Below are 13,814 nucleotides of genomic sequence, written 5' to 3'. Positions count from 1 at the left end.
GGCTGATGAATATTTGTCGTTTCGTCTAAATAAATCTTTATCCACAATCCTAAGTGGTGTGAATGGTTTTACTTAATGAAGGTTTCTACAACACCCGTAGGATTGTTTCCCGCTAGTACTTAATGAAAGCTTTCGCAAAAGATTTATTTGCCTACACTTCCAAATCTTCATAGGCCGTCCTCGTTCTTCGGAGAGATAAGTTTTATGTTCAAAGGAAGTTCCTATATATTATATCTCAATTTTAGGTTCTTTATACTTTCTACTCTGTACTTTTTACTATTAAAATATCCGCTTTTTAGGTTCTTTATACTTTCTACTCCGTACTTTTTACTATTCAAATACCCGCTTTTTAAGTTCTTTCTACTTAGTACTTTCTACTCCGTACGCTATAAAACATCATAAAAAAAGAAATCCCTGCTCAAGTAAAATCTGAACAGGGATTTTTTATATAATGAAGGCAAGCGCCTGATGTTTTTGATTACATCATACCACCCATACCGCCACCCATAGGAGGCATAGCAGGAGCAGAAGAACCTTCTTCAGCTTCGTCAGCTAAAACACACTCTGTTGTTAACAACATAGCAGCAATAGAAGCAGCATTTTCTAATGCAACACGAGAAACTTTAGTAGGGTCTATTACACCAGCACCAATTAAGTTTTCGTAAACATCAGTACGGGCATTATAACCGTAATCTGCTTTACCTTGTTTAACATTGTGTACTACAATAGAACCTTCAATTCCGGCATTAGCGCAGATTTGACGTAGAGGCTCTTCAATAGCTCTTTTAATGATTTTGATACCTGTAGTTTCATCTTCATTAGCACCTTTTAAGCCTTCTAAAGACTCAACCGCTCTAATGAAAGCAACGCCACCACCTGCAACAATACCTTCTTCTACAGCTGCTCTTGTAGCATGTAAAGCATCGTCAACACGGTCTTTTTTCTCTTTCATTTCTACTTCTGTAGCAGCACCAACATAAAGAACTGCAACACCACCAGCTAATTTAGCTAAGCGCTCTTGTAATTTTTCTTTATCGTAGTCTGATGTAGTAGTTTCTATCTGAGCTTTGATTTGGTTAACACGAGCTTTGATATCATCACCGTTACCAACACCATTGATGATAGTTGTATTGTCTTTATCTACAGTAATTTTCTCTGCCTGACCTAGGTAAGAAAGATCTGCGTTTTCTAATTTATAACCTCTTTCTTCAGAAATTACAGTACCGCCAGTTAAGATAGCGATGTCTTCTAACATAGCTTTTCTTCTATCACCAAAACCTGGAGCTTTAACAGCTGCAACTTTTAATGAACCACGGATTTTATTTACCACTAAAGTAGCTAATGCTTCTCCGTCTAAATCCTCAGCAATAATTAAAAGCGGTTTACCAGTTTGTACTTGTTTTTCTAAAACAGGTAATAACTCTTTCATGTTACTGATTTTTTTATCGTAGATTAAGATATAAGGATTATCTAATTCTACTTCCATTTTATCAGCATTGGTTACAAAGTAAGGAGATAAGTAACCTCTATCAAACTGCATACCTTCTACAGTTTTCACTTCAGTTTCTGTACCTTTTGCTTCTTCAACAGTGATAACACCATCTTTACCTACTTTGGCCATAGCCTCAGCAATTAAAGAACCAATAACATCATCGTTATTAGCAGAGATAGAAGCAACTTGCTTAATTTTGTTATTATCTTCTCCTACAGTTTGAGACTGAGATCTTAAGTTCTCAACAACTACAGCAACTGCTTTATCAATACCGCGTTTTAAATCCATCGGGTTTGCGCCAGCAGCTACGTTTTTAATACCTGCAGTTACAATAGCTTGTGCTAAAACAGTGGCAGTAGTAGTACCATCACCTGCAATATCAGCAGTTTTAGAAGCTACTTCTTTAACCATTTGAGCGCCCATGTTTTCTAAAGCATCTTTCAACTCGATTTCTTTAGCAACAGTAACACCATCTTTAGTAATAGCAGGAGAACCAAATTTCTTATCGATAATTACGTTTCTTCCTTTAGGACCTAAAGTTACTTTAACTGCATTAGCTAAAATATCTACACCGCGTTTTAAAGCATCACGGGCTTCTACATTGTATTTAACTTGTTTTGCCATTTTCTTTTTTAGTATTGAGATTTGAGTATTACGTATTGAGAAAAACTCCCAATACAAACTAAAATTCTATTTTTAAATTGATTTCTTCGCAATACGAATATCGCACTACGCTATACCAGATTATAAAATCGCGTAAATATCAGACTCACGCATAATTAAATATTCTTTACCTTCATAAGTAATCTCGGTACCAGAATATTTACCATATAAAACCTGATCACCAACTTTTACAGTCATTGGTTCATCAACTTTACCGTTACCAACTGCTACAACAGTTCCGCTTTGAGGTTTTTCTTTAGCAGTATCAGGAATGTAAATACCTGATGCAGTTTTCTCTTCTGCAGGAGCAGCTTCTACCACTACTCTGTCTGCGATAGGTTTAATGTTCAATGCCATAGTTCTATTTTATGATTTTAATTTTTTTTCGTTTGCTCTACACTACTCATAGAGTATGCCAAAGGCTATAATTGTCATTTTTTCATTTTCAACCCTTCTATGAGCTTATTTTTAACAATTTTTAAATGTCAGCTTGTCAGCAGTACTGCAATTTTTTTCCATCAGCACTTCAAAATAAAGTCAATAAAAAAGCCACCCCGATTTGGAGTGGCTCATTATAAAATCTTTTACTTTGATTACTTAGCTGTATCTGCTGGTTTACCTTGTGGTAATGATGGCAATGCAGACGGCGCAGCAGTTTTATCTATCTGCTCTTGTATTTTAGAATCTTTACCAGAACCTCCTGTTGTAGCAGTTGGCGAACCTACATTAATCAATAAGGAAATTACCATTAGGGCAATTGCTAAACCCCAACTTCCTTTTTCTAGGATATCTCCGGTACGTTGTACCCCCATGATATTGTTAGAGGATGAAAAACCTGATGATAAACCTCCACCTTTAGGGTTTTGTACCAAAATAATTAAAACCAGCAGTATACAAATAATAATTGCTAGTATGATTAAAAACGTTGTCATATATATTTTAATTAACTTTTAACTCTAAGTATTTAATTTGGCTGGCAAAGTAAGTGCTTTTTTCCGGATATTTCAAACTTAATTTCTTGTAAACCTCTAAAGCCTTATGATATAGCATTTGTTCTACATAAACCTTAGCTAAGGTTTCTGAAACTAATTCATGACTATCCTCTGAACTTCTTTTTGCTTTATTCTCTGTATCTATTTTATTTGCTGGTGGAGGCTTTATCTGAGGTTCTTCTTTAATAAAACGCTCAATAATCTGATATTCTTTTCTTCTAAAATCAAAAGGTATGGTCTGAGATTGCTGATGAGCTAAATCATCAACCGTACGCAGGTGGAAAATATTTTCTGCTATTTGATGACTCAAAACATCCTCTTTTACTGCAATCTGCTTGCTTGTATCTAACTTAAAACTAGCATAAGGTTGCGTATTTTGATACTCCTTGCGGGTTTTTGCTAACCACCATAAAAAGGTATAAGGCAAACGTTCATCATTATATTTGGAAACATCTTGATGATGATGAGCAATACTTACAATTTCTTCTTGCTGGTGATGGATTACTGGTTCTTCTTGTACCTCTTGTTCTAAGTTTTCTATTACAGGTTCTTGCTGGGTTATTGTATCTTTTACCTCATTTTCTAAAGCCGCTGTATTTACAGAAACTTCATCAACAATGGTCTGGTTCACTGTATAATCAATACCTTGGTCTAGCGTTTCAACCTCAATAACCGTATTTTTTATTTCTTGATTTTCTTCTTCTTCTTCTTCTTCTTCTTCTTCTTCTTCTTCTGCTGCTGCTGCTGCTGCTGCTGCTGCTGCTTTTTCTTCTTCTTCTTCTTCAAATACTGATGGGGTAGCTGTTTCTATATCTTCAGCAGAAATTTCTTCATCTATACTTAATGGTAATTCTTCCTGCTCTACTGATGGTTCTTCTACAACCATTTCTGAAGAGGTAGATACATTAAGATTTATATCATTTTCTTCTTTTACCGGGTTTACCGTTGGAATAATATGCTCTAATACCACATCAGCAATCTCTTCATAAACTTCATCTTCATGATTAAAACTTTCAGCGGCAGGCGAAGATACCTCATCATGGCTGTCCATGGTTTCTTGTTTAAGCTCGGTAGGAGTTTCTACCAGGTTATTTTCAGGGCTTAAATCTTCCTGAATGATAGAAACCAATGCTTCTTGTGTTACTTCTTTTTCTTCCTCAGGCTCTAAAGATGAATAATCTTTATTTAATTTCTCTGGATGATGAATGATATGGTAAAGTACTGTTCTATCGGGTAATATAGTGGCTGCCTGTGCAAGTTTCTGGTTAAAAGCTGATGAGTTTTGCGCAGCTTTTGTTGCCAATAAATAAAGTGTTTGGCAATAAGGATATTTATGAATTAAGCTTTCTAAATCTGCTAATTTGCGCTCATTAAGCTTTTGCAAATCCAACAGATAATCAGAAAATCTTATTTCTTTTGTATGATTATATTCTAATTGCTCCAAAATTTATCTTTTTTTAAGATTTGTGAAGGTAAAAAAACCTTACCAATTGGCAAAAGCTCTGTTATAAATATCTTCTGTTAATTGTGCGTTAATATCCTTGATTAAAGCTTGTTCCTGACTGGCAAATGCGCTTCCTTGGGTAGAAAAATCTCTAAACCGGGTAAAAGATTGTTCGAAACTTTTATCAGGCTCTATGGTATTGGTATATTTTACCTGTACTGTAATGGTAAGCCTATTTAAGCCTGCTGATACTTGCTGGTCGCCCTGTATAGCAACGGGTTGTATGTTATAATCTGTTATACGCCCTTGAAAATCTGCATCGCCATTGGTTCTTAAAAAACTTAAGGATGTTTGCGTTCTGATACGGTCTTTTAAAGCTTCGGTAAAACTCTGACTAAGAATAGGAACTACCAGTGGCGCATTATTCTCAAATAAAGATACTGATACGGTTTTCATCCCGGCAGATATAGACCCTCCTGTAAAAGAATAAATACCGCAAGCATTTAATAGCATCAGCATGGCACATATAACAATATAACCTCTTTTTCTCATGTCTTTAGTTGAGATTTAATTCTTTAATTTTTCTGTACAAAGTACGTTCTGATATCCCTAACTCTTCTGCTGCCGATTTACGTTTACCCTTATGTTTTTTTAAAGCTTTCTTAATCATATCGGCCTCTTTATCTATCAAAGATAAAGATTCTTCTATTTCCTCTGCATCTTGGGTAATATGAAAATCATCCTGACGGTTTACTATTGGCTGTTGTATGGTTAACTGAGGCTCAATGTGCTGCACATCTAAATCCTGATATAAAGAATTTATAATTTGCGGATGTGTAGCGGCATAGTTAGAAACGTTATCACCACTCTGAATAATATCGGCTACTAATTTTTTAAGTTCTACCATATCTTTTTTCATATCAAAAAGAACTTTGTAGAGGATATCACGCTCAGAAAAATCTTCTTTTTTACCGTTATCTAAACGCATAGGTAAAGAAGATTGCTGGTCTTGCGGAATATAAGTAAGCAATGTTTGAGCAGTAATGTGTCGGTTTTTCTCTAAAACTGCTATTTGCTCTGCAATGTTTTTAAGCTGTCTTACGTTACCGGGCCAATTAAAATTGGTTAAAACTTGTACTGCACCTTCATCTAAAGTAACATTTGGCGAGCGATATTTATCAGAAAAATCGGCTACAAATTTTCTAAATAACAGATGAATATCTTCTCTTCTATCTCTTAAAGGTGGTATTTTAAGTGGTACTGTATTTAAGCGGTAATATAAATCTTCTCTAAATTTACCTGCTCTTACAGCTTCATACATTTCTACATTGGTAGCTGCAACAACCCTTACATCAGTTTTTTGCACTTTAGAAGATCCAACACGGATATACTCACCAGACTCTAACACACGCAACAACCTAGCTTGTGTACCTAAAGGTAACTCGCCAACTTCATCTAAAAATATGGTACCACCGTTAACTACTTCAAAATATCCTTTTCTGGCTTCATGGGCACCTGTAAAAGAGCCTTTTTCATGACCAAAAAGTTCAGAATCTATGGTTCCTTCTGGTATGGCGCCACAGTTTACCGCAATAAAAGGCCCATGTTTACGAGCACTAAGCTGATGGATGATGTGTGAAAAAACTTCTTTACCAGAACCACTTTCGCCAGTAATTAATACGGTTATATCTGTAGGTGCAACTTGTCTGGCTATATCAATAGCTCGGTGTAACAAGGGCGAAGCCCCTATAATACCAAACCTTTGTTTAATATCTTGTATATCCATTTTTTTAAAGTAAAAAGTACACAGTAGAAAGTATTTGCTTACTACCTTATTTTAAGATTTGAGCATGGAGATTAAGCTATGCGTTCTTGTATAACCTCTCATGTCTAGCGTCTCAAATCTAACGTCTCCCATCTAAAATTTATTGAACCACTTTACCAATTAATGTAGCAGTTGTAGTTTTTTCTACTAAAACATTTACATAGTCTCCTGGTTTATAGGCATCTCCAACAGGAAAAATAACCATGAAATTTTGATCGCTACGACCACAATAATCATTTTTAGATTTTTTAGAAAAGCCTTCTATCAAAACTTTTTCTATTTTACCTATTCTTTGTTGCGCTCTGTAATGACTGTGTATTTGCTGTTTAGCGATAACTTCTTCTAGTCTTCTTTGCTTAACATCTTCAGGAATATCATCTTTAAACTTCTTAGCCGCTGGTGTGCCTGGTCTTTCAGAATAAGAGAACATATAAGCAAACTCATATTTCACAAAATCCATCATGCTTAAAGTATCTTGATGTTCTTCTTCTGTTTCTGAGCAAAAACCTGTAATAATATCTGTAGAAATTGCGCATTCAGGAATAATACGTCTGATAGCCTCTACCCTTTCCATATACCAATGGCGGTCGTAAGTACGGTTCATAATTTCTAGCACCCTAGAGTTGCCAGATTGTACTGGCAGATGAATGTAATTACAAATATTCTCGTATTTAGCTATGGTAGTTAAAACCTCATCAGTAATATCTTTTGGATGGGAAGTAGAAAATCTTACTCTTAAATCCGGACTTACCAAAGCTACCATTTCTAGCAATTGGGCGAAGTTTACCTTCTCTGTACCATCTTCTGAAGCCCACTTATAAGAATCAACATTTTGTCCTAATAAAGTAACTTCGCGGTAGCCGGCAGCAAATAAATCTTGAGCTTCTTTTACTACAGAATGTGCATCTCTGCTACGCTCTCTACCTCTTGTAAAAGGTACCACACAGAAAGAACACATATTATCGCAACCTCTCATGATAGAGATAAAAGCAGAAATTCCGTTAGAGTTTAACCTTACCGGATTGATATCTGCATAAGTTTCTTCTCTACTTAATAATACGTTTACGGCTTTGTTACCATCATCAACTTTGTTGATGAGATTAGGTAAATCTCGGTAAGCATCAGGACCAACCACCACATCAACCAGTTTTTCTTCTTCTAAGAATTTTGCTTTTAAACGCTCTGCCATACAGCCTAAAACGCCCACAATCATTCCCGGATTTTTAGCTTTAGAAGCGCTAAACTGTTTCAGTCTGTTTCTTACCCTTACCTCAGCATTTTCACGAATAGAACAGGTATTGATAAATACAATATCTGCCTCGGTAAAATCTGCAGTGGTTACAAAACCATCATCGGCAAGTATAGAAGCTACAATTTCACTATCAGAAAAGTTCATGGCGCAACCATAACTTTCTATATATAATTTACGACCATTATTATTTTTACTGGCTTCTAATACCAGAGCCTGGCCTTGTTTGGCTTCATCATGCTCTTTAGAAGGTATATTTAATTCTAACATCTAAATATTTTTAGGATTACAAAATTAGGATTTTTTTAGTAAAATGACAGTTTGTCAGCCTTTTAATTTATTTAACTCCTTTTAAAATTATATTTCTGGCTAAATAATTGAATACCCTAATAATTATTATATTTATACAGCATGGAGCAAAGCCCAAAACCTAAAAAATTTTTGATTTTAAAATGGCTACTAGGTGTACTCCTAGTGGTTTTACTCTTATTAGGTAGTGGCGCTTATTACTTAAATAAACAGTGGAAACCCCTACTTACTGATGTTTTACAAAAAGCTGTTACCGATGTTTCGGATAGCTTATACAAGGTAAAGTTTAGTGATATCCGTATCAATGTATTAACGGGTAGTGCTTATATAGATAGTATCCATATTTATCCGGATACGGCTATTTACAACAAAATGATTGCCCAAAAAGATGCCCCAGAAAACCTTTTTGAACTTAAAATCAATCATCTTGGTTTAAAAAATATCCACCCTTCTAAAATATATTTTGATAGAAAATTAGCCATTGATGCTATTTCTATTTTAAGGCCCGAATTAAATATCATTTATACCAAGCTAAAATATCCGCGAAAGCGAGAAGAAGACCACAGAACAACCTATCAAAAAATTAAACACCTTTTAAAATCGGCAAGGGTTGGTACTGTTTTTTTTAATAATGTAAAGTTTAAATATGTAGACAGGTCTTTATCTTTAACCAAACCAGATATCACCAATTTAGATAATTTAAACATCAGATTAAATGATATTTTGATAGATTCTGCCGCACAATATGATCAAAGTCGGATTTTTACCACTAAAGATATCATAGCCGAACTTAAAGATTATAGCTATCCTACAGCTGACTCTTTATACATCATTAAACTAGAAAAGATGCAGTTTTCTACCTTAAAAAAAGAGCTATTGATTAAAAATTTTAGGTTGGCTCCACGATATAATGAGATGGCTTTTTCTAATTTATTTGAGAAACAACACGAACGTTATAGCTTAAGTTTTGATACCATTAGCTTTAAAAATGTGAATTATCCGGCACTTATTGATGAAAGATTGATAGCTGCACAAAAAGTTTTACTGAAGAAAGGCGATGTATCTGTTTTTTTAAACAGAGGAAAGGCTTCTAAAGGAATTGATAAGGGTAAAAACTTTCCTCATTTGGCTTTGCAGCGGGTAAATTGGACTATACATACTGACACTATTGAGCTAAATAATACTAAAATTGCTTATGCCGAATATAACCCCAAAACAGGAGCTAAAGGAACTATCTCCTTTCATCATTTAAGAGGTTATTTGTTTAACATCAGTAATAGCCCTTATTTTTTAAAGAAAAACCATTTTGCTGATGCTTATTTACAAACACTTTTTTTAGGTAAAGGAAACTTAAATGTGCATATCAGATTTGATTTAACAGATAAATTAGGTGCATTTAGCTATAAGGGATCTATAGGAAAAATGCCTATGGAGACCATAAACCCTATTACCAGACCTTTGGCCATGGTGATGGTAAAATCTGGAACCATGAATAGTTTAGATTTTTCTGCTAAGGGAAATATCAGAGGAGCCAGCGGCTTTGTTAAAATCAATTATCAAGATTTAAGTGTTACCCTCATGAAAAAAGATGAGGATAATAATTTAAAAAAAATGGGCTTAATTTCTTTGGTGGCTAATGCGCTATTACTTAAGCAAAGCAATCCTTCTAAAAACGAAGCTTTAAGAGTTTCTTACCCTAGCTATGCAAGACCAGCCGATGGTTCTTTTTTTAATTTAATGTGGAAAGTTATCTTTACAGGGCTAAAAGAAAGTGTTGGCATTAGTAAAGAACAGGAAGAAAAAATTGCCCAAAAGGCTTCTAAACTAAAAGAGGCAAAATTACGTAGAGAAAAAAGAAAAGCCGAAAGACAAAAAAAGAAAGAAGATAAACAAGATTAAGCATGTTTAAGACTATTAAATATTTTAGCTTCATAGCAGTACTGTGGTTAACAAGTGCTTGCTCAGAACAAATTACAGATAAGCTGGTTGCCAGCCAAAATCTTAAAAAATTACAGATTGAGGAAAGCAATCTTGATAGAATTGACAGTTTACTGGGTTCGGCCCTTATTAATAATTGGACAGCAGGCGTTACAGCCTTGGTTGCTAAAAACGGACAAGTTTTCTATGACAAAGGTTTTGGCTTTAGAGACCGTGAATCTAAAGCTTTAATGCGCCCAACAGATATTTTCCGAATTGCGTCTATGAGCAAACCTATCATTTCTGTTGCTACCATGATTTTGGTTGAGCAAGGAAAGCTAAAACTAGACGACCCTGTTTCTAAATACATCCCTGAGTTTAAAAACCCACAAGTTTTGGCCAGCTTTAATGCTACAGATACCACTTATACTACCGTACCTGCAAATCAAGAAATTACCATCAAAAATTTACTTACCCATACATCGGGTATTGGTTATGGCTTTGCAGATTCTACCTTAAAAAAGATTTACGATAAACATGATATCCCTGATTTAGCAACGGTAAAAAATATCACCATAGAACAAAGCATGAAAAAGCTGGGCACTTTGCCTTTAGGTGTACAACCAGATAGCAAATTTTATTATGGTTTAAGTACCGATGTTTTAGGATATGTAATAGAAGTTGCCTCTGGTAAAAAGTTAGATTTCTTCTTGAAAGAATATATTTTTAGCCCGATAGGGATGAATAGTACTTACTTTTTCTTGCCTCCGGAAAGCACTTACCGTTTAGCAGCTATGTACAGCGAGACTAAAGAAGGGAGATTGATTAAAACTTACCCTATCAGTGGTAAATTCAATATCAACTATCCTATTAGAGGTGCTAAAACTTATCTTTCGGGAGGTTCTGGCTTATGCTCAACCGTAGAAGATTATGCCCTGTTTTTACAGATGATTTTAAACAAAGGCACTTACGGTGGTAAAAGAATTTTAAAAGCAGAAACCGTTGAAATGATGTCGCAAAACCAAATTGGAGATTTACAAGTGGGTAAAAATAAGTTTGGTTTAGGTTTCGAGATTGCCACCGAACAAGGCTTAGCAAACGGTGCTAAAGTGGGTAAATTAAGTTGGAGCGGAGCTTTCAACACGATGTTTTGGATAGACCCACAAAGAAATGCTATAGCCATTCTAATGACTCAGGTTTACCCAGCTATCCACAAAAAGGAATTTTACAACAAGTTTGAAACCTTGGTTAATGATGCGATGGATAGAGGGTTGAAGGAGAAAGATTGAGGGTAAGGAAAAAGTTGAGCTGATAACCCTCTATTAAACTCTTTTTTTGCTGCTATAGCTTGTCTAACTATTGCTTATAACTTTGTCAAGTTTAGCTCTGATGTATAAAATTCTGTAGGTTCTTCTGATAAGAATAATTCAAGCTCTTTATGGTGGTTAAACCCACCTATTTTTTGCCTATAAATTGCTGATATTTTAGGATTTTCTATTTCTAGCTTTCTGTTTTTACTAATTGTTAAAAACTCTTCTTCCTGGTCGATTCCTAAAAATCTTCTATTTCTGAGAGGATTATGAATTAGTTAAATACACTACTTAAAGGAAATTAAAATGTTAACAAAACTATGTATTTACATAATATCATGATTTAGAATTGATTAACTTTTAATATAGTAAAAATTGATACTTATCGTGTGTAATTATCTGAAAATGATCTATTTATAATTTTTATTTATCAAAATTTGATCTAATATTTGTTTAAATTTTGATAAATATGGATGTAACCTTTGAAAAATCAGAACAAACAACAGTTGAATGGTTAACTCCTCCAACATTAGTAAAGATGCTAGGGGAATTTGATTTAGATCCATGTTCGCCAGAAAATCCACCTTTTACGCATGCTAAAGTAAATTATACAATTAAAGACAATGGTTTGGAAAAAATATGGTTTGGTAGAGTATATATGAATCCTCCGTATGGTAAAGGGATGGAAAAATGGTTGGAAAAGTTAAAAATTCATGGAAACGGAATTGCTTTAATTTTCGCAAGAACAGAAACAAAAACATTTTTCAAACATATTTGGGATGATGCGGATGCATTACTTTTCGTAAAAGGAAGAATAAAGTTTTTCAATTTAGAAGGTAAGCAGGTTGGTACTCCTGGTTCTCCCAGCGTTTTTATTGCTTACGGTAGTAATAATGTAGAAGCCTTAAAAAATTCAAAAATAGAGGGAAAATTAATTGTATTAAAGTAATTCGTACAAAATGAATTCTGCTACATTAAATTCAGCGTCAAAAATCCAATCGTTTTCTTTTAATAATTTTGAAATCGCTTCATCTTTATTTTTTACGTTTTCTACAATTCCTAGAACTTGAAGATTATTAACTTCAACATCCCTATTTGGCCCTATAGTCTCACCTTCTGGTGTTAATATGATATATTTCTTCATTATTTAAATCTTCTTATATTTTCCGCGACCTATAAATTCAATAATCCCCTTATCTCTTAAAATTTGTAATTGTTGTCTTAATTTATCTCTAATGAAGTTGTTGTTAGGATATTTTAATTTGAGCTTTTCTTCAAATTGATACATTTCATCGAGTGAAAAAACTTCTTTATTGATGTTATCAACACATTTTAAAGTGTCTAAAATCCAGCCCTTAACATCTTTGCTTTTTGTTCTTAAAAACAAGGTTTTATTGAAAGTTTCTTTAACTAAGTCGTGATTAATAATTTTAGCGTTTTTTATTAAAAAGACTTTTCCAGCTTCTGCAACTTTAGAAATATCAATATTGCAACCTATCCATCCTGCTCTTCTTGCGCTTTGTGATAAAGGCGGACGTGGTATAATAATTTCCGAAGTAAAAAACTGTTTTGGAATAATCAGAAAATCATTTACAGTCCATTGTTTTGTATAAGTTAAAAAGAAAAAATTTGGATTATTTTCTGAATTTATTCTTTCAATCATTGAGGAATAAGCTCCATCTGTAATTGTATTAGAGATTTTTCCGCTTTTACTTTTTAATTCAAATTCTTCCTTGCATTTCTTACAATAAAAATCTGCAACTGGGCGATTATTTTCGAATTCTTTTAAGGGTAAATTGCCACAGCTTGGACAATAAGAATTATTTAAAACCCAATTCTCAGTAAGAATTCTTGCAATCTGAGAATTGCTCGTATAACCGTCAGCTAAATTTGTATTTAAAGATAGATTCATTTTTTACGACAATTTGTGTTAGGGATTGAATTAGAAATCCTTTTTTTGAGGAACGAGGAAAAAAATTGGAAAGAAAATCCTGACCGAAGAGAACACCCATAAATACCTTGATTCATATAAAAACGTTTAGCCCAAATTAATGATTTAGCTTGATTATGAAGAGGGTAAATTTGAAATAATATTATTTCACTTTGTGTTTTTGTTTTAATCTTGAGTTAGCTAAGGGTAATTCAATAAAAACTCAAAAGTTTTGTAAACAACGAAACCCCACTTCGTGTACTTAAGTCCAAAAACATTCTACCTATTTTTAATGATTTTGTAGCTTTTTTCTGCGATTTTGCATTTTTAGCACTTTTAATCTTCTCTAGCGCATTTTTATTTTTTCTTGATCAACTGCTGGAATAAAGCGGATTTAACACTCCTAAAACACCTTAAATAGTCAAGCCTTAAAAAGTCCAATTTAACTTTACAGGGTATAATTTATTTGAATGATCTTGCAGATTTTTTTTGGTCAGTTTATCAAATACCCACATTAGAAGGAGCTGCCATTGTAAAAAGAAGCTGGCAAAAGATGATTTCCATTTATTCATCATCCTTTTGAAGTTAAAAGCAGCAGCAGCAAGCATAATATTGATATTATCGCCCACTATTCCTTTATAAAAGTTGCGGTTTAATCTGTGATCTTGTTTGATGTGTCCGAT

The 13,814-nt window shown here is 33.9% G+C and carries 12 protein-coding genes and 1 pseudogene; 3 read left to right on the top strand and 10 right to left on the bottom strand.

The features are described 5' to 3' along the window. Positions 1 to 478 precede the first annotated feature (478 nt). The 7 genes from groL to miaB form a co-directional block, all read right to left on the bottom strand. Positions 479 to 2,116, bottom strand: a complete 1,638-nt coding sequence (gene groL, locus H510_RS0117395) for a chaperonin GroEL (RefSeq protein WP_026905479.1) — start codon at positions 2,114 to 2,116, stop codon at positions 479 to 481. Between the two features lie 120 nt (positions 2,117 to 2,236). Continuing rightward, a complete protein-coding gene (locus H510_RS0117390) occupies positions 2,237 to 2,512 on the bottom strand; it encodes a co-chaperone GroES (RefSeq protein WP_026905478.1) in 276 nt (91 codons plus the stop codon). Positions 2,513 to 2,748: 236 nt separating this feature from the next. Next, entirely contained in the window at positions 2,749 to 3,087 is a 339-nt protein-coding gene (secG, locus tag H510_RS20025) for a preprotein translocase subunit SecG (protein ID WP_081659323.1), read from the bottom strand. A gap of 7 nt (positions 3,088 to 3,094) precedes the next feature. Further along, positions 3,095 to 4,591 (bottom strand): hypothetical protein, encoded by a 1,497-nt coding sequence (locus tag H510_RS19765; RefSeq protein WP_051291382.1) that lies wholly within the window; start codon positions 4,589 to 4,591, stop codon positions 3,095 to 3,097. A 39-nt stretch (positions 4,592 to 4,630) separates the two neighbouring features. Continuing rightward, positions 4,631 to 5,143 carry an LptE family protein gene (locus H510_RS0117375; RefSeq protein ID WP_026905476.1) on the bottom strand — a complete coding sequence of 171 codons (513 nt, stop codon included), beginning with the start codon at positions 5,141 to 5,143 and terminating at the stop codon, positions 4,631 to 4,633. Between the two features lie 4 nt (positions 5,144 to 5,147). Then, the gene (locus H510_RS0117370; protein ID WP_026905475.1) at positions 5,148 to 6,377 is read right to left on the bottom strand and encodes a sigma-54 interaction domain-containing protein; all 1,230 of its coding nucleotides are present in this window, start codon (positions 6,375 to 6,377) and stop codon (positions 5,148 to 5,150) included. Positions 6,378 to 6,516: 139 nt separating this feature from the next. Beyond that, positions 6,517 to 7,935 (bottom strand): tRNA (N6-isopentenyl adenosine(37)-C2)-methylthiotransferase MiaB, encoded by a 1,419-nt coding sequence (miaB, locus tag H510_RS0117365; protein ID WP_026905474.1) that lies wholly within the window; start codon positions 7,933 to 7,935, stop codon positions 6,517 to 6,519. A 141-nt stretch (positions 7,936 to 8,076) separates the two neighbouring features. On the opposite strand from miaB, the gene H510_RS0117360 reads away from it, so the two are divergent. From H510_RS0117360 to H510_RS0117350, 3 genes are all read left to right on the top strand, one after another. Then, positions 8,077 to 9,873 (top strand): hypothetical protein, encoded by a 1,797-nt coding sequence (locus H510_RS0117360; protein ID WP_026905473.1) that lies wholly within the window; start codon positions 8,077 to 8,079, stop codon positions 9,871 to 9,873. A 2-nt stretch (positions 9,874 to 9,875) separates the two neighbouring features. Beyond that, positions 9,876 to 11,180 (top strand): serine hydrolase domain-containing protein, encoded by a 1,305-nt coding sequence (locus H510_RS0117355; protein ID WP_026905472.1) that lies wholly within the window; start codon positions 9,876 to 9,878, stop codon positions 11,178 to 11,180. A 490-nt stretch (positions 11,181 to 11,670) separates the two neighbouring features. Further along, on the top strand, positions 11,671 to 12,150 hold the full coding sequence (locus H510_RS0117350; RefSeq protein ID WP_026905471.1) for a DNA N-6-adenine-methyltransferase: 480 nt from the start codon (positions 11,671 to 11,673) through the stop codon (positions 12,148 to 12,150). Here H510_RS0117350 and H510_RS0117345 read toward each other — a convergent pair. The 3 genes and pseudogenes from H510_RS0117345 to H510_RS19335 form a co-directional block, all read right to left on the bottom strand. After that, positions 12,142 to 12,345 carry a hypothetical protein gene (locus H510_RS0117345; protein WP_026905470.1) on the bottom strand — a complete coding sequence of 68 codons (204 nt, stop codon included), beginning with the start codon at positions 12,343 to 12,345 and terminating at the stop codon, positions 12,142 to 12,144. The genes H510_RS0117350 and H510_RS0117345 overlap by 9 nt on opposite strands. Before the next feature lie 3 nt (positions 12,346 to 12,348). Beyond that, a complete protein-coding gene (locus H510_RS0117340; protein WP_026905469.1) occupies positions 12,349 to 13,113 on the bottom strand; it encodes a DpnI domain-containing protein in 765 nt (254 codons plus the stop codon). A gap of 446 nt (positions 13,114 to 13,559) precedes the next feature. Beyond that, positions 13,560 to 13,814 (bottom strand): annotated as a pseudogene (locus H510_RS19335) (hypothetical protein); the annotation flags it as partial.

The sequence above is a fragment of the Pedobacter glucosidilyticus DSM 23534 genome, from assembly GCF_000425145.1.
GTDB lineage: Bacteria > Bacteroidota > Bacteroidia > Sphingobacteriales > Sphingobacteriaceae > Pseudopedobacter > Pseudopedobacter glucosidilyticus.
This window is presented reverse-complemented; position numbering and strand designations above follow the sequence as displayed.